Raw genomic sequence first — 16219 nt, 5'->3', positions numbered from 1 at the left:
CCGTGAAGGACACTGAAGGAGCACTTCATGCGACAGCGCACTCTCGGCTCGTCCGGCCTGTCCGTATCCGCGATCGGCCTGGGCTGCATGGGCATGTCGGTGTGCTACGGGCCGCGCGACGAGGACGCCGCCGTCGAGACGATCCGGCACGCGCTCGACACCGGCGTCACCCTCCTCGACACCGCGGACGCCTACGGCGACGGGCACAACGAGGAGCTCGTGGGCCGCGCGGTGAAGGGCCGCCGCCACGAGGCCGTGATCGCCACCAAGTTCGGCATCCGCTCCCTGAGCGGCGGACCGGCGGGCGGTCCCCTGATCGACTCCACCCCCGCGTACGCCCGCCAGGCGTGCGACGCCTCGCTCAGCAGGCTGGGCGTGGACCACATCGACCTGTACTACCTGCACCGGCGCAACCCCGACGTCCCCGTCGAGGACACCATGGGGGCTCTGGCCGAGCTGGTGCAGGCCGGCAAAGTCCGCCACATCGGGCTCTCCGAGGTCAGCGCGGACACGCTGCGCCGGGCTCACGCCGTCCACCCCGTGACGGCCCTCCAGAGCGAATACTCGCTGTGGGAACGGGAGCTGGAGGACGAGATCCTGCCCGCCGCCCGGGAGCTGGGCATCGGGATCGTCCCGTACGCGCCGGTCGGGCGGGGCTTCCTCACCGGTGCCCTGACCTCCCTCGACCAGCTGGCGGACGACGACTACCGCCGTAACGACCCCCGCTTCCAGGGCGATCACCTCGCGCGGAACCTCGCTCTGGTCGAGACGGTCCGCGCGACGGCCGCGCGGATCGGCTGCACCCCGGTCCAGCTGGCGCTCGCCTGGCTGCTGTCCCAGGGCGAGGACATCGTGCCCATCCCCGGCACCAAGCGCATCGCCTACCTGACGGAGAACACGCAGGCGGCCGGGGTGTCGCTGCCGGAGCCGGAGCGCCGCGCACTGCAGGAAGCGATCTCCCGGCACGCGGTCTCCGGAGCCCGCTACGCCGAGCCCGCGATGCGTCTGCTCAACACCTGACCGCCCACGCAAAAGGCCCCGGACGATTAGTCCGGGGCCGATGCGACGTGCCCCCGGGCAGATTCGAACTGCCGACACCTGCTTTAGGAGAGCAGTGCTCTATCCCCTGAGCTACGGAGGCAAGGTAGCCGCCAGTGTAGCGGGTGGCGGCGGGCGGAGGTCAGGGGCCGAAGCTCCAGGACAGGGTGTGGTCCGTGGTGGCCAGGGCCGCCAGGACGATCAGGTCGGCGGTGCCCAGGGCGAGGCCCAGGGCGGCGCGGCCGCGGCGGTCCGTGCCGCGGATCAGGGCGAGGCCGGCCAGGCCCAGGGCCAGGGGGCCCAGGACGAGGTTGAAGACCAGGAGGCCCATCAGGCCGAGGACGAAGGAGGCGACCGCCATGCCGTCGGCCTCCCGGCGGCGGGGTGACTTCGCCTGTGGCGCCTTCGCCTTCGCCTTCGCCTCCGGGGCCGCGGACCGCCTTGCCGTGTTCTTCGTCAGCGTCGTCGTCGGCATCTCAGTGCTCCCTCCTGCGCTCGCGGATCGCGAAGACCAGCAGCCACAGTGCGATCGCCGCCGCCGCCGGGATGACCACGGGGAGTGCGAGATGGGCGGCGGCGCCCACGAGGACTCCCAGCAGGAGCACGGCCGCCACGAGGAAGATCATGTCCTTCCCTTCTTTGGGTGAACAGTTGGAATGACAGTTGTTCACTGAAATCCAGCGTAGCGCTCCTGGCGCCCCGTGGCAAACAGTTGTTTACTGAATCCATGAGCAGCAGCACCCACGCCACCCTCGGGGTCCGCCAGGCCCAGAAGCTGAAGACCCGTCAGGCCCTCCTCGACGCCGCGCTGCGGCTGCTGGAGGAGCAGAGCCTGAGCAGCCTGGGGCTGCGGGAGGTCACCCGGGTCGTGGGGGTCGCGCCCGCCGCGTTCTACCGGCACTTCCGGGACATGGCGGAGCTCGGCGTCGCGCTGGTCGAGGAGTCGCTCGGCAGTCTGCACGTGATGATCCGGGCCGTGCTGGCGGAGCAGCAGGAGGCCGAGGAGGTCATCGACCGCAGCGTCGAGGCCGTGGCGGATCACGTACGGCGGCATCCGGCGCACGTGCGGTTCATCGCCCGCGAGCGGCACGGCGGGGTGCGGGCGGTGCGGGAGGCCATCGCGGCGGAGCTGGCGCGGTTCGGGGAAGAGGTGGCCGCCGCGCTCGCCGCGCAGGAGGTCTCGCAGGGGTGGAGCGCCGAGGACGTACGGATGCTCGCCGGGCTCTACGTCGACCACCTGGTGATGACCGCGTCGGCGTTCCTGGAGGCGTCCCCGGAGGAGGGGCAGGCCATCGCCGACACCGCCCGGCGGCAGCTGCGGCTGATCAGTCTCGGCCGCCGTCACTGGCGCGCGGCCTGACGGTCCGTACGCGCACCCGCCAGTCGCCCTCGTCGTCCTCGCCGAGCACGTCGACAAAGACGCCGGGCCCGGTGTAGCGCTGCCCGGCGGTGTACGGGGCGTCGCTCAGTGCCGCGTTCACGTTCAGGTCGGTGGTGTAGCAGCCCTTGCTGGCGGGTGTGGCGTCCGCCGTGCGCACGGGGCCGGAGCCGGTGTACATGGTGGTCGTGATCGCGGTGACCAGGACGCCGGGGCGGCACACCGCGTGGTCCAGCGGCCCGGGCGTCCGAGCCTCCAGGGTGATCACGGTGTGCCGGGAGACGGGGACGACGGCGAGCTTGAGGCCGCCCGGGACCGACGTGGGGGTCAGGGCGAACGAGCGGATGCCCGGCCCGTCGAGGCAGCGCACCTGGGCGGGGGCGAGCCAGCCCAGCTTCCACTTGTGCCAGGCGAGGAAGTCGTTGGACGGGCCCCAGTCCTCGTCCATCGGGTCCCAGTGGCCCACGGGCGTCTTCAGCAGGGCGGCGCCGCGGCCCGTGTAGTAGAGGTCGGGCAGGCCGAAGCTGTGGGCGTTCTCGTGGTTGAGGACGCGGAAGGGGCTGTCGCCCGTCTGCCGGCTCCAGATGAACGAGACGTTCTTGAAGGGGGTGCCGTCGGCCGTGGTCAGCCCGGTGGGGGAGCCGGCGAACGTCACCGACCGCACGTCCTCGGTGGCCGGCGGGCCCGCGCCCGGCGTCACCAGCACGTTGATCAGGTCGTAGCGCCGGAAGTCGACGGTGTCGTCCACCGCGTCCAGGATCTCCGCCGCGATCGCGTGGTAGCCGTCGTCGCTGCTCGCGTCGAAGGGCGTGCCGCGCTCGATCCCGTAGGCGGCGTACGGGCGGGACATCCGGATCCAGCGCAGCACCGGCGTCGAGCGGTAGTCGAGCCGCCCGTAGGAGCCGGCCCGGTAGTAGTCCGCGACGGCCGGGAAGAACTCGGCGTAGCGCGCCTGCGGGGTGGTCGTGGCGGGGGAGTCCGGGAAGTCGACCAGGAAGGTGACGGCGCGGACGGTGCCGCTGGAGCGGGCGTATCCGGGCGGCGTGTGCGCGGTCTCGGAGACGTTGTCGGTGGCGCCGGGCAGCGCGCACGGGCCGGAGGGGGGCCGCCCCCCGGTGTCCGCGGCGGCGGGCGGCCCGCCCGCCCCGGTCTCGGCGTCGGGCCCGGTGCGCCCGGCGGGCACCGGTGAGGTCATGGCGAGCGTGGTGGCCGCCATGACCACGACGGCCAGGATCTTCATGATGATCACTTTCCGCCGCCGTCCCCCGGCGCGCTCCCCGGACTGCGGCAGATGGGGCATGCGCGTCACACAGGCCCATAGGCGGCGAGATGCCTATAGGTGGCGTGGTGCCCATAGGCGGCGTGATGCCCATACGCGGTGCGATGCGTACAAGCGTGATGCGCGTCACGCTCCGCCCGGGAAATATCCGGGGACCTTCTCCCCGTTTACCCCTCGTCCGAGGAAAACGGGGAACCAGTCCCCGGTTGCAGACCCCCATCCCGAAGGAGCAAGGCCGTGGTCATCGCCCACCCGCCGCGCCTGCGCGCCGATGCCCTGCGCAACCGCGAGCGGATCGTCTCCGCCGCGCGGGAGGCGCTGGTCGAGTACGGGGCGGAGAGCTCCCTCGATGAAATCGCTCGACGGGCCGGGGTCGGCAATGCCACGCTGTACCGGCACTTCGCGGACCGCCGCGAGCTGATCCATCACGTCACCCTCTCGGTCATGGCCCGCCTTGCGGACCGCGCCGAGGCGGCACGAGCCGAGGAGCCCGATGCTTTCCGATCGCTGAGGCGGTTCGTCCATGACGCCGCGGACGAACGGATCGGCGCCCTCTGCACGTTGCTGGAAGAGGGCATCGACCCCGGCCACCCCGAGCTGGTGGCGGCGCGTGACCGCCTCGACGAGCAGGTCGAGCGGATCATGGCCGACGCCCGGGCATCCGGTCAGCTGCGCGACGACATCGGCCTCGGCGATCTCATCGTCGCCATCACGCAGTTGACCCGGCCGCTGCCGGGCAAGGGCTGCGCGACCTTCGATCAGTTCGTCCACCGGCATCTGCAGCTGTTCCTCGACGGCCTGATGGCCCCGGCCAGGTCCGAACTCCCGGGATCCGCCGCCACGCTGGAGGACCTGCGCCGTCACAAGCACTGCTCCGCGTCGTCCGGCCCCGGTTCCGCAGCCGACCCCGGTTCCGCCTCCGGATCCGATGTCGAAGCCGGTCCCGGCACCGGTTCCGGTTCCCGGTAGGCCCACCGGACTTCACCGGACCTCACCGGACTTCGCAGACCCGCCGGGTCTGCACCACCACCACGACCCCACCGTCCCGCACCACTGCCGCCGAGGTAGACACACTCATGCCAGACACCAGTACCCCCCTCGACCCGAAGCGCTGGAAAGCGCTCATATTCATCGCCCTGGCCCAGCTCATGGTCGTCCTCGACGCGACCATCGTGAACATCGCCCTGCCCTCCGCCCAGGCCGACCTCGGCATCTCGGACGGCAACCGGCAGTGGGTCATCACCGCCTACGCGCTCGCCTTCGGTGGTCTGCTGCTCTTCGGCGGCCGCATCTCCGACCTGTGGGGCCGCAAGCGGGCCTTCGTCATCGGCCTGATCGGCTTCGCCGCCGCCTCCGCGCTCGGCGGCGCCGCCGTCAACACCGGGATGCTGCTGGGCGCCCGCGCCCTGCAGGGCGTCTTCGGCGCGCTGCTCGCCCCGGCCGCCCTGTCGCTGCTCGCCGTCCTCTTCACCGAGGCGAAGGAGCGCGCCAAGGCGTTCGGCATCTTCGGTGCCATCGCCGGTGCGGGCGGTGGCGTCGGCCTGATCTTCGGCGGCCTGTTCACCGAGTACCTCAACTGGCGCTGGACGTTCTTCGTGAACATCCCCTTCGCCGTCGTCGCCGCGGCCGGTGCGATCGCCGTCATCCGTGAGCCGGCCGAGGGCCGCAACCCCTCGAAGCTGGACGTCCCCGGCGTCATCCTGGCCACCCTCGGCCTGGTCTCGCTGGTCTACGGCTTCACCCGCGCCGAGTCCGACGGCTGGACGGCCGGCAGCACCCTCGGCTTCTTCGCCGCCGCCGCGGTCCTGCTGTTCGCCTTCGTGCTCGTGGAGAAGAAGGTCAAGGCCCCGCTGCTGCCGCTGCGCGTGCTCACCGACCGCAACCGCGCCGGTGTCTACGTCTCGCTGGGTCTCGCCGCCATCGCGATGTTCGGTCTGTTCCTCTTCCTGACCTACTACCTGCAGGTCGTGCGGGGGTACTCGCCGGTCAAGACCGGTCTCGCGTTCCTGCCGATGATCGCCACGATGATCACCGGTTCCACGCAGATCGGCGCCCGCCTGATGACCCGCGTCCCGGCGCGCTGGCTGATGGGCCCGGGCTTCCTGCTCGCGGCCGTCGGCATGGTCCTGCTCACCCGGATCGACCTGGACACCTCCTACGCGGGCGTCGTCCTGCCCGGTCTGATGCTGATGGGCCTCGGCATGGGTACGGCCTTCATGCCGGCCATGAGCCTGTCCACGTACGGGGTGCAGGCCCGTGACGCGGGTGTCGCCTCGGCGATGGTCAACACCTCGCAGCAGGTCGGCGGCGCCATCGGCACCGCTCTGCTGAACACCGTCGCCGCCAGCGCCACCACCGACTACTTCAAGTCGCACATGGGCGCCGGGTCCGACCCGAAGCTGCTCACCTTCCAGTCGATGGTGCACGGCTACTCCACCGCGGTGTGGTGGGCGGTCGGCATCCTGACGCTGGCCTCGGCGGTCGCGGTCGTCTTCGTCAACGCCGGTCACCAGGGCGGCGCGGTCGCCGGCTCGGGCGACGGCGAGGGCGCGGAGAACGCCGTGCCGGTCATGGCGCACTAGCGCCCGCCCGGCGGGTCACGGCGAACGCGCCGGTTGCGGCGGGCCCTTTTCCCGCCGCAACAGCGCAGCACCACCATGAAGCGGACCGGCGGTGCCGAACGGGCGCAGCCCCGTGGCGAGCCGCCGGATCCACGAAAACCCCTGCCGTCCCTGGCAGGGGTTTTCGCGTACGCGTACGCGAAAGGGACGCAAAGCGCCCGCACGCGTAAGGGGAGTCAGCGCAGCCAGGGCAGGTCCGCGCCCGCCGGCTGCAGCCCCGTCGCGATCGTCCGGCACATCTCGCCCAGCTGGACGACCTGCTCGGGGGAGAGCCGGTCGAAGAGCGCGGCCCGGACGGCGGCGACGTGACCCGGGGCGGACCGCTGCAGCATCGCGAAGCCGTCGTCCGTGAGGACGGCCAGCTGGCCGCGCTTGTCGGAGGGACAGTCCTCGCGACGCACCCAGCCGTTCTTCTCCAGCCGCGCGACGGCGTGCGAGAGCCGGGACCGGGTGATCTTGGCGTGCTGGGCCAGCTCGGTCATCCGCATCCGGCGGCGGGGCGCCTCGGAGAGCGAGACGAGCAGCCCGTAGTAGACGTGCGGCATGCCCGCGTCACGCTGCAGCTGCCGGTCGAGGTGGTCCTCCAGCAGGGTGGTGGCGTGCAGGAACGCCCGCCAGACGTCCTGCTCGGCGTCGGTGAGCCAGCGCGGCTCCGCCGCGGCGCCGGAGGCCTCCCGCTCCCGACGCGCGATGTCCTCTTCGGGTCGTTTGGTCATGACATCCACTGTTTCACCCACCGGCTTCCTGTCGCTGTCGCGCTCTCGGTCGCGCTCTGGATCCTTGAAGTTTAAATAAGGGAGAGTTAAGCTCATACCCAAGAGCTTGAGAGTTCAAGTACTTCTTGGAGTACTGCCCCGACCTGGAGGGTCCATGCCGGCCACCGACACCCGTACCGGCGCGCGCATGCCCGCGCTCTACCTCTCCCACGGCGCCCCGCCCCTCGCCGACGACGAGCTGTGGACCGCCCAGCTCGCCGCCTGGGGCGCGGAGCTGCCGCGGCCCAGCGCGATCCTCGTCGTCTCCGCACACTGGGAGGAGGCGCCGCTCGCCCTCGGCGCCACCGAGACCGTGCCGCTCGTCTACGACTTCTGGGGCTTCCCCGAGCACTACTACCGGGTCCGCTACGCCGCCCCGGGCGCCCCCGGGCTGGCCGAGCGCGTCCGCAAGACGCTGCGCGGGGCGGGCACGCCCGTCCAGGACGTCCCGGACCGGGGCCTGGACCACGGCGCCTACGTCCCGCTCGTCGAGATGTACCCGGACGCCGATATCCCCGTCCTCCAGATATCCCTGCCCACCCTCGAACCGCGCCGGCTGATGGAGATCGGGCGCAGGCTCGCCCCCCTGCGCGACGAGGGCGTGCTGATCGTCGGCAGCGGGTTCTTCACCCACAACCTGGCCGCGCTGCGGCACGCGGGATCCGGGCCGCCCGGATGGTCGGCGGAGTTCGACGCCTGGGGCCGGGAGGTGCTCGCCGCACGGGACGTCGACGCGCTCCTGGACTTCGAGCGCAAGGCCCCTGCGGGACACCTCGCCCACCCGCGCACCGAGCACTTCGCACCGCTCTTCGTCACGCTCGGCGCCGCCGAGGACGAGCTGGACAGCCAGCGCAGTGTCATCGACGGGTTCTGGATGGGACTGGCGAAGCGCTCGGTGCAGTTCGGATAGCTGCAGTTCGGGTAGCTGCGGTTCGGATGGATGCAGTTCGGATGGATGCGGTTCGGGCGGGCGCCGCTCGGACAGGTGCAGTTCACGTCGTGGCATCGGCCCTCACGCTAGGGCCGGTTGTCACATACACGGAACCGTCTGAGGTCCTACGTCGCCGGACCTCGTCACCGGTCCGGGGCCCGGTTTTCAGAGCCGGCCTCCGTCACGCGCCGTCACACGTCCGCCCGGTGCTCGTGCCAGTAGAAGACGTAGTACGAGGCCAGGCCCATGCCGATCCCCGTCAGCAGCCCGATGCCCGTGGAGCGCAGCACCGTGCCGCCGCTGAGGCTGTGCAGGAATCCCATGCTGCCGCCGAAGAGCGCCCCGAAGGCCGCCGCGCGGACCTCGGTGATCATCGTGTTGCGTTCGTGGAGCAGGGCGTAGCCGGCCGCCATCGCGATCAGGCCGGCGACGACGCCGATGACGACGGCGGCGCCCACGGTGTAGCCGTTGTTGCTCGCCAGGAAGACGGCGAACAGGCCGAGCGCGATCCCGCCGACGACGGGGACGGCCCAGGGCCAGCGGGCCGGCTGCCCGGCGCGGAGGTGAGTGCCGCGCGCCACCGGGCCGGGGCCCTCGTGGGCGTGGTGGTGGTGCCCGGGCATGATCGAGTGCGTCATCGCGGGGCTCCTCTCTCGTCCCACCAGCGCACACCCGGGCCGGGGCGCGGGCAACTCGATCAAACGGAGCGTGGCAACCACGGAGCCGTCCGCGCCGTCCTTGAGGGTGGGAGCGCGGTCAAGGGCGACGGCTCCCGGCCGTCAGGGACGGCTGTCGCGCGGGCGTGACGGCCGTCTCACCCGGCCGCGGCGGCAGGGGCCCATGGGGTCCCCGGGACGCCTTCCCGTCTGGTCTGACCTGCGCTTCCGTAGGTCTCCTCGGCATGCGTTCCGGTTGCGGCCGCACAGGGTACTGCATGATCACCAAAAAGAAGACGTTCCGTGGGAATTCTGTCCGGATTCCAGTCGTTCTTTCCATCGGACGGGGCAAACGTGACAGGGTCCGCCCTTACAGGGAGCCCTATCGAGCCCGTCCGTCCCGCGACCGACTCATCGCAAGGGAGTACGCATGGCAACCCGTGCCGTCGCCCGTCGTAAGACTGCCGACAAGGGCGCTGAGGGGGCGAGCAGTGCGCGCGTCTCCGGGGAGATCGCAGACCGCGATCTGGTGGGCATGTACCTCGACGAGATCGCGCGTACGCCCCTGCTCGACGCCGCCAAGGAGGTCGAGCTCTCCCAGACCATCGAGGCGGGCGTCTACGCCCAGCAGCTCCTCGACGGCCTCGCGGAGCCCGGGAAGGGTGCCAAGGCGGCCAAGCGCGAGGAGCTGGAGGTCATAGCGGCCGAGGGTGCGCGCGCCAAGGACGTCTTCATCAAGTCCAACCTGCGCCTCGTCGTCGCCGTCGCCCGGCGCTATCCCCGCAGCGGCCTTCCCCTCCTCGATCTGATCCAGGAGGGCAATGCCGGCCTGGTGCGCGCGGTGGAGAAGTTCGACTACACCAAGGGCTTCAAGTTCTCCACGTATGCGACGTGGTGGATCCGCCAGGCGATCACCCGCTCCATCGCCGACCAGTCCCGTACGATCCGGCTGCCCGTCCACCTCGTGGAGGAGCTCGGCCGGATCCGGCGCGTCCAGCGCGAGTTCAACCGCGAGAACGGGCGCGACCCCGAGCACTCCGAGATCGCCGAGGAGCTGGGCAGCACCGCCGAGCGCGTCGGCGACGTCCTGGACTGGGCCCGTGACCCGGTCAGCCTGAACATGTCCGTCGACGACGAGGGCGAGACCCAGTTCGGCGATCTGCTGGAGGACACCTCCGCGGTGTCGCCCGAGCAGTCGGTGATCGCCCTGTTGCGCAGCGAGGAGCTGGAGGACCTGATCGGCCGCCTCGACCAGCGGACCGCTTCGATCATCAAGGCGCGCTACGGCATCGAGGACGGCCGCGAGCGCACGCTCACCGAGGTCGGCAAGCAGCACGGCCTCACCCGTGAGCGGATCCGGCAGATCGAGAAGCACGCCCTGCTGGAGCTCAAGAAGATGGCACACGACACGGGCTTTGACGCGGCGGCGTAGTGCGCCGTAGTGACGTAGCGGCTTAATAGGGCATAACCTCATAGACCGGGCCCCGGCGCCACCCCCCCTGCGTCGGGGCCCTCCTTTGTCGCCGTGCGGTCCTGTCGCCGTACGGTCCGCTGTACGTCTCTCACCCGGCCGCCCGGGTGATCCTCGCCCCCAGCTCGCGCAGGTGCTCCACCAGCCCCGGCGGCTCGTGGACGGTGAAGTCGCAGTCCAGCAGGGCCAGCCGGAAGGCGATCCACTCCACCGAGTCGGTCAGCTCCAGGTCGAGGCGGCACGTGCGGTCGTCCACCGGCTCCGGTGCGCCGAGGTGCTGGGGGAGCCGCGCCGCGACGAACTCCGCCGGGGCGTGCAGCGTCGCGACGACGCGCACCGTCGGCTGCATCCGGCCCAGCGAGCGGTTCATGAACTCGGCCGCGTCCGCCGCCGGCAGCTCCCGCGGTGTGAAGCGCGCGCCCGTGGCGAAGGGCTCGCTGACCCGGTCCACGCGGAACGTCCGCCAGTCGCCGCGGTCGATGTCGTAGGCGACGAGGTACCAGCGGCGCCCGGTGCTCACCAGCCGGTGGGGCTCGACGAGCCGCTGCATCTCGGTGCCGTCCCCCTTGCGGTAGGCGAAGCGCAGGCGCTCGTGGCCGGTGGCCGCCGACGCCATGATCGTCAGGGTCCGGGGGTCGACCGTCGCGCCGTCGCCGGAGGTGATCGGCACCGTGGCCGCCTGCAGCGCCGAGACCCGGTGCCGCAGCCGGGACGGCAGCACCTGCTCCAGTTTGGCGAGGGCCCGTACGGACGCCTCCTCGATGCCGTCGACGGCGTGCCCGGCCCCCGCCCGCAGCCCGACGGCGATCGCGACGGCCTCCTCGTCGTCCAGGACGAGCGGCGGCATGGCGGCGCCGGCCGCGAGCCGGTAGCCGCCGACGGCGCCCAGGGTCGCCTGCACGGGATAGCCGAGGTCCCGCAGCCGCTCGATGTCGCGCCGGATGGTGCGCGTGGTCACCCCGAGCCGCTCGGCGAGTTCGCTGCCGGGCCACTCGCGCGGGGTCTGGAGCAGGGACAGCAGGTTCAGGAGCCGTGCCGGAGTGTCGCTCATAACACCAGGGTCTCAGCCAAGTGGGACACAAGCTGTCCTATATGAGGTCTACGGTCGGTTCATACGCCAAACGCGCCACACCCACCCTCACGCCCACCCTCGCACCCACCTCACGACCGAAAGGCCAGGTCCGTCCATGACCACCGATTCACCGCCCACCGACCGCCGCCGCTGGCTGGCGCTCGCGGTAGTGATGACCGCTTCCTTCATGGATCTGGTCGACGTGACGATCGTCAACATCGCGATGCCCAGCATCAAGCGCGACATCGACGCCTCGTTCAGCGTCCTGCAGTGGCTCAGCGAGGGTTACGCGCTGGCCTTCGCCATCGGCCTGATCACCGGCGGCCGGCTGGGCGACATCTACGGCCGCAAGAAGGTCTTCCTGCTGGGCATGGGCGGCTTCACGCTCGCCTCGATGCTGTGCGGCATCGTCAGCGACCCGCAGCTGCTCGTCGCGGCGCGCGTCCTGCAGGGCCTCATGGGCGCCATGATGGTGCCGCAGGTGCTGTCGATCATCCACGTCACCTTCCCCGCGCACGAGCGCGGCAAGGTCTTCGGCATGTTCGGCGCGGTCGTCGGCCTCGGCGCCGTCTCCGGCCCGCTGCTGGGCGCCCTGCTCACCCAGTGGAACCTCTTCGGCCTCGAATGGCGCCCGATCTTCCTGATCAACCTGCCGGTCGGCATCGCCGGCCTGCTCCTCGGCCGCCGCTTCATCACCGAGTCCAAGGCCCCGAAGGCCCTCAAGCTGGACCTCGTCGGCGTGGCCCTGGCCAGCGCCGGCCTGCTGATGCTGCTCTACCCGCTCACCCAGGGCCGCGAGCACGACTGGCCGCTGTGGGGCTTCGTCTCCATGGCCGCCTCCCTGCCCGTCTTCGCCGGCTTCGTCGCGTACGAGCGCCACAAGACCCGCAAGGACGGATCGCCGCTGGTCGAGCTGTCGCTGTTCAAGGTGCGCAGCTTCGCGGGCGGCGTCGGCGTCCAGCTGGTCTTCGGCATGACCACGGGCATCTTCTTCATGGTCTGGACGATGTACATGCAGCTCGGCCTCGGCTGGTCCGCGCTGCGGGCGGGCCTGACCGGCATCCCGTTCTCGATCGCCGTCTCGGTGGCGGCCGGCATGTCCGTGCAGAAGCTGGTGCCGCGCTTCGGGCGCAACGTGCTCTCGGCGGGCGCCGTGGTGATGGCCGCCGGCGTGCTGACCTACATCTGGGAGGCCGACCGCTACGGCGCGGACATCTCCTCCTGGCAGATGGCGCTGCCGCTGATCGTGATGGGCGCGGGCATGGGCCTGATCGTCTCCCCGATCACGGACGCGATCCTCTCCGAGGTGCCGCGCGAGCACGCGGGCTCCGCGTCCGGCCTGATCAACACCACGATGCAGCTGGGCCAGGCGATCGGGCTCGGCCTGGTCTCGGTGGCGTTCTTCTCCGTCGTGGACAAGGCGGACCCGCGGCGCGAGGCGATCGCCGACATCTTCAGCGGCGCGTTCACGCATGCGATGTGGTGGGTCGTGGGCGGCCTGGTGGTGGTGTTCGGGCTGATGTTCCTGCTCCCCAGGCACAAGGTGGCGGAGACGTCCGCACCGGCGGACGAGGCGGAGCTGGCGACGGCCTGACGTTTCGTGGGACCCGGGGCGCCGGGCGGGCCGGATATTCGGCCCGCCCGGCGCTTTTTTATGGTGCGCAAGGCGTGGTGATCGAACGTATATTTGACGCCTTGTCCTGCTGAACCGGCCGAACCGGCCGAACCGGCCGAACCGGCCGAACCGCACTTTCCGGAGAATACGTGCCCCTGCGCCGCCCCCTTGTCGTTGCCAGCGCTACTGCCGCAGCCCTGATGCTGTGTGCGGGCTGTTCGGACTCCACGGGAACGCAGACGACGGAAGCGAAACGCCCCGAGAAGTCGCCGGCGTCGTCCGCCCCCGCCCCCACTCCTTCCGCGGACCACGGGGCAACGGTGCGGGCGGCAGTGGAGGCGACGGGCCGCAGCACGGCCCGGATCGACGAACAGATCGAGGTGACCGGCGGCCCTGCGCAGAAGTTCACCTTCACCATCAAGGGCGACTTCGACATGGCGGGCGACAAGGGAGGCCTGAAGGTCGACCTCCAGGGCAAGCGGCACCTGGAGGAGATCTTCGCCGACGGCAAGGTCTACCTGAAGGGCGTCGTCCCGGAGTCCCCGGACATGTGGGGCTCCATGGACCGCGACAAGCCGGAGGCCCACTACCTCCTCCGCGCGCCCGTCAACGACCCCGAGCACGTCCTGCGCCAGGTGTCCGCGATGCGCGACGTCAAGAAGGAGGGCGAGGAAACGGTCAACGGCGCCCCCACCGCGCACTACCGCGGCAACCTCGACTTCGACACGCTCACCCTCCGCATGACCCCGGAGTCCCGAGCGAAGGGCGCCAAGGTGCGCGACGCGATGGGCGGCAAGCTCCCCGTCCGCGCGGAAGCGTGGGTCGACGCCAAGGGCCGCGTCGTCCGCACCCGGCTGTCGTACACGTTCGGCCCGGTCGGCAGCGTGGCGACGATGACCTTGTCGGACCTGGGCAAGCCGGTGGAGGCGACGCCCCCGGCGGAGTCGGACGTCGTCCCGGCGACGTCCATCAGCGGCGTCCTCCCGGGCTGACCGCCTGCGCCTGGAAGTCCGCCGTGGCGACGGCGTGATGCCAGGCCGCGTCCCGGGCCTGGCAGGCACGGACAACGCTCTCGGCGTCCTCGAGAACACGGACGCCGAGAGCCTTGGGGTTTACGGAGGGCGCGCCCTCGTGAGGGGGAACGCCTGCAGCGTGGGTGGGCGTCATACGGGTATGACGCCCGGCCCCGAGGACGCCCCCGACTCCGCCGCCTGGAATGCCTACCTGGCCGAAGGGAACGCCAAGCAGGCCCGGAAGCGCGTCGCCGCCGACGTTCTCCTGCGCGATACCGACGGGCGCTTTCTCCTGGTCAAGCCCACCTACAAGCCCGGCTGGGACCTGCCCGGCGGCATGGCGGAGGCGAATGAGGCCCCGGACCGGGCCGTGCTCCGGGAGCTTGAGGAGGAGCTCGGCCTGGCGGTGGCGACACGTGGCCTCCTCGTCGTGGACTGGGTCGCTCCGCACGGCCCCTGGGACGACCAGGTGGCGTTCATATTCGACGGGGGAGTCCTCGACGACGAGGCGGCCACCGCCCTCCGGCCTCGTGATGCCGAGCTCTCCGAAGCACGCTTCACCTCTGGCAGCAAAGCGGCCGCAATGCTCCGGCCCCGCCTCGCCCGCCGATTCGCCGCCGCAGTGGTCGCGCTCACCTCCGGGTGTCCGGTCTATCTCTGCAACGGAGAGGACTTCCCGAACTCGCCGTAGGGGGCTGCGTGATGCCAGGTTCTGTCCACAGGCCGGCAGTCGAACGCGCAACCACAGTGTCGGCGAGTTGAGCGGAGCGGCCCCCACCGGGCGCAACCACATCGCGGCAGCTGCCAGTCTGTCTTGATGCTCACCACGACGATGCCGGTACCCGGCAGATTTCCGTCCCGTCAGAGGACGCCGGCCGGGTCGTCCAGCCAGAGCGCGGTGCGTCCGCCCTCCATCACCGTCAATCCGAAGCGTTCGAACCCCGGGCGGCCCTCTGCCTCCCACCACTGGTGCGCGGCTTCCGCCTCGTCCCAGAGCCGGCGGGGCCCGGACTGGTAGACCTTGGCCTCATCGCGGCCGTCGCGGAAGTCGGCCACGGCCCATGACGTGTCCGAGAGTCCGTAGAGCCAGACGGCGCGGCGGCCGTCTCGCTCGCGGTCGGCCACATGCGTGGCATCGTGTACGAGCAGGCCCATCACGAACCCGGCCGCGTCCGCCGCGCGCAGGGTGGTGACCGAGACGTCGGCCCGGTCCATGGCGCCCGGCGGTACGTACGCCGCGTGCTGCCGCCGCACCAGTCGCTGTGAGCGCATCCGCATGAAGCCCACCGGCTGCGTGAAGGGTCCGGACGCGCTTCGGCCGTCCTCCGCGACGACCAGTCGCGCCGTTGCTTCCTCCGGTCCGTAGTACGTGCCCCAAGGCACGAGGATCACCCCGCCCGGGGCGGTCTGCTCGACCCATGCGAACGGGATGGTCCGCAGCCCGCAGGTGGCGATGACCCGGTCGTACGGGGCGCGCTCGGGGAAGCCGAGGAAACCGTCACGGTGAAGGACACGGGCGGTCAGGCCCGCCCGCCACAGTGCCTCCCGGCCTGCCGAGGCCACGGCTCGGTCCACATCCACGGTGACGACGCTCCCGGCTGGGCCCACTCGGTGGGCGAGCAGCCCCGCGTTCCATCCCGTGCCCGTGCCGATTTCCAGCACGTGGTGCCCTTCCCCGACATCCAGGTCCGCCAGCATCGAGAAGACCAGGCTCGGCATGGACGACGAGGAACTGAACGACCTTCCCGGCTCGGGTCCCTTGTGGGCCCCGTCGTCCCACTGCGTGACGATGGGGCAGTCGGAGTCGGCGTACCTCTGCCACGTGTCCGGGTCGTGTGCCTTGTCCACTGTGCGGCTGCGGCCGGTTCCCATGTCGTGCGGCCACATCACGTCGGGCAGGAAGCCGGCCCGGCGTACGGCGTCGAAGGCGGGGACCCACGCGGGTTCGAGGGCGCCTGTGTCGAGGAGGAGACGGCGGAGCCCGTCCCGGCCGGAGTCCACGGCCTGCGCGGTCGGCGGCGTCACTTGCCGTGCGTCCCGCCGCCGGGAGGCGTCGACCCGTCCGGGGTCGGCTCGTCGGTCGGGGTCCAGGGCTGCCCGGGGTATCCGTCGTCTTCCTCCTGGGGCTTTCCGTGCCCGCCGGTTCGTACGTACGGGGTGCTCGATCGGACGCTCATCACGCGCCCCTCCGGTTGTTCGGCGTGCTCCTGCTCGTGCCGCGACCTCGCCTCCGAGAGCGCGATGACGTCGCCCCAGCGGCCGTCCCGCACGGCGGTCGCCCGCGCGAGGGTGAGCCGGATGCATGTCCTGCACAGCGCGCTGCGGGGAGCAGCGGCAACAGCTTCTGCGGTCATGTCCGGACCGTACGGGCTGCTGTTTCGCACATCCCG

17 protein-coding genes and 1 tRNA gene are annotated in these 16219 nt (G+C 71.2%); 9 read left to right on the top strand and 9 right to left on the bottom strand.

The features are described 5' to 3' along the window. The first annotated feature begins 27 nt into the window (after nt 1–27). Nucleotides 28–1020: an aldo/keto reductase gene (locus IE241_RS11915; RefSeq protein WP_190021687.1), complete on the top strand. Its 993-nt coding sequence runs from the start codon at nt 28–30 to the stop codon at nt 1018–1020. A gap of 48 nt (nt 1021–1068) precedes the next feature. On the opposite strand, the gene IE241_RS11910 is transcribed toward IE241_RS11915, so the two are convergent. The 3 genes from IE241_RS11910 to IE241_RS11900 form a co-directional block, all read right to left on the bottom strand. After that, nucleotides 1069–1141: transfer RNA gene (locus IE241_RS11910), tRNA-Arg, on the bottom strand. Nucleotides 1142–1180: 39 nt separating this feature from the next. Next, nucleotides 1181–1513 carry a hypothetical protein gene (locus IE241_RS11905; protein ID WP_190021686.1) on the bottom strand — a complete coding sequence of 111 codons (333 nt, stop codon included), beginning with the start codon at nt 1511–1513 and terminating at the stop codon, nt 1181–1183. 1 nt (nt 1514) lies between these two features. Then, nucleotides 1515–1664: a hypothetical protein gene (locus IE241_RS11900; RefSeq protein WP_190021685.1), complete on the bottom strand. Its 150-nt coding sequence runs from the start codon at nt 1662–1664 to the stop codon at nt 1515–1517. 101 nt (nt 1665–1765) lie between these two features. Between IE241_RS11900 and IE241_RS11895 the strand changes: the two genes are divergently transcribed. Beyond that, complete coding sequence (locus IE241_RS11895) at nt 1766–2398, top strand: TetR family transcriptional regulator (protein ID WP_190021684.1); 633 nt, start codon at nt 1766–1768, stop codon at nt 2396–2398. Here IE241_RS11895 and IE241_RS11890 read toward each other — a convergent pair. Continuing rightward, the gene (locus IE241_RS11890) at nt 2364–3656 is read right to left on the bottom strand and encodes a M6 family metalloprotease domain-containing protein (protein WP_190021683.1); all 1293 of its coding nucleotides are present in this window, start codon (nt 3654–3656) and stop codon (nt 2364–2366) included. The two genes, IE241_RS11895 and IE241_RS11890, sit on opposite strands and share 35 nt — an antisense overlap. A gap of 276 nt (nt 3657–3932) precedes the next feature. On the opposite strand from IE241_RS11890, the gene IE241_RS11885 reads away from it, so the two are divergent. Both IE241_RS11885 and IE241_RS11880 read left to right on the top strand, forming a co-directional pair. Further along, nucleotides 3933–4664: a TetR/AcrR family transcriptional regulator gene (locus IE241_RS11885; protein ID WP_190021682.1), complete on the top strand. Its 732-nt coding sequence runs from the start codon at nt 3933–3935 to the stop codon at nt 4662–4664. Between the two features lie 107 nt (nt 4665–4771). After that, nucleotides 4772–6277 (top strand): MFS transporter, encoded by a 1506-nt coding sequence (locus IE241_RS11880; protein WP_190021681.1) that lies wholly within the window; start codon nt 4772–4774, stop codon nt 6275–6277. A gap of 215 nt (nt 6278–6492) precedes the next feature. Here IE241_RS11880 and IE241_RS11875 read toward each other — a convergent pair whose 3' ends face one another. Next, entirely contained in the window at nt 6493–7032 is a 540-nt protein-coding gene (locus tag IE241_RS11875; RefSeq protein ID WP_190021680.1) for a MarR family winged helix-turn-helix transcriptional regulator, read from the bottom strand. 154 nt (nt 7033–7186) lie between these two features. Here IE241_RS11875 and IE241_RS11870 point away from each other — a divergent pair, with 154 nt between their 5' ends. Further along, nucleotides 7187–7981 carry a dioxygenase family protein gene (locus tag IE241_RS11870; protein WP_190021679.1) on the top strand — a complete coding sequence of 265 codons (795 nt, stop codon included), beginning with the start codon at nt 7187–7189 and terminating at the stop codon, nt 7979–7981. A 212-nt stretch (nt 7982–8193) separates the two neighbouring features. On the opposite strand, the gene IE241_RS11865 is transcribed toward IE241_RS11870, so the two are convergent. Continuing rightward, nucleotides 8194–8640: a hypothetical protein gene (locus IE241_RS11865; RefSeq protein WP_190021678.1), complete on the bottom strand. Its 447-nt coding sequence runs from the start codon at nt 8638–8640 to the stop codon at nt 8194–8196. 448 nt (nt 8641–9088) lie between these two features. On the opposite strand from IE241_RS11865, the gene IE241_RS11860 reads away from it, so the two are divergent. Next, nucleotides 9089–10090, top strand: a complete 1002-nt coding sequence (locus IE241_RS11860; protein WP_190021677.1) for a sigma-70 family RNA polymerase sigma factor — start codon at nt 9089–9091, stop codon at nt 10088–10090. Between the two features lie 130 nt (nt 10091–10220). Here the strand turns inward: IE241_RS11860 and IE241_RS11855 are convergent, their stop codons facing one another. Further along, nucleotides 10221–11180 carry a helix-turn-helix transcriptional regulator gene (locus tag IE241_RS11855; protein WP_190021676.1) on the bottom strand — a complete coding sequence of 320 codons (960 nt, stop codon included), beginning with the start codon at nt 11178–11180 and terminating at the stop codon, nt 10221–10223. Between the two features lie 136 nt (nt 11181–11316). Between IE241_RS11855 and IE241_RS11850 the strand changes: the two genes are divergently transcribed. From IE241_RS11850 to IE241_RS11840, 3 genes are all read left to right on the top strand, one after another. Next, complete coding sequence (locus IE241_RS11850; RefSeq protein WP_190021675.1) at nt 11317–12795, top strand: MFS transporter; 1479 nt, start codon at nt 11317–11319, stop codon at nt 12793–12795. Between the two features lie 170 nt (nt 12796–12965). After that, nucleotides 12966–13808 carry an SCO4651 family lipoprotein gene (locus tag IE241_RS11845; protein WP_506004935.1) on the top strand — a complete coding sequence of 281 codons (843 nt, stop codon included), beginning with the start codon at nt 12966–12968 and terminating at the stop codon, nt 13806–13808. Between the two features lie 181 nt (nt 13809–13989). Continuing rightward, nucleotides 13990–14520: an NUDIX domain-containing protein gene (locus IE241_RS11840; protein ID WP_190021673.1), complete on the top strand. Its 531-nt coding sequence runs from the start codon at nt 13990–13992 to the stop codon at nt 14518–14520. 170 nt (nt 14521–14690) lie between these two features. On the opposite strand, the gene IE241_RS11835 is transcribed toward IE241_RS11840, so the two are convergent. Both IE241_RS11835 and IE241_RS11830 read right to left on the bottom strand, forming a co-directional pair. Further along, nucleotides 14691–15854, bottom strand: a complete 1164-nt coding sequence (locus IE241_RS11835; protein ID WP_229899152.1) for a methyltransferase domain-containing protein — start codon at nt 15852–15854, stop codon at nt 14691–14693. After that, the gene (locus IE241_RS11830) at nt 15851–16183 is read right to left on the bottom strand and encodes a hypothetical protein (protein ID WP_190021875.1); all 333 of its coding nucleotides are present in this window, start codon (nt 16181–16183) and stop codon (nt 15851–15853) included. The genes IE241_RS11835 and IE241_RS11830 overlap by 4 nt, the downstream gene beginning before the upstream one ends. Between the last annotated feature and the right edge of the window lie 36 nt (nt 16184–16219).

The sequence above is a fragment of the Streptomyces hiroshimensis genome (assembly GCF_014650335.1).
Lineage (GTDB): Bacteria > Actinomycetota > Actinomycetes > Streptomycetales > Streptomycetaceae > Streptomyces > Streptomyces hiroshimensis.
This window is presented reverse-complemented; position numbering and strand designations above follow the sequence as displayed.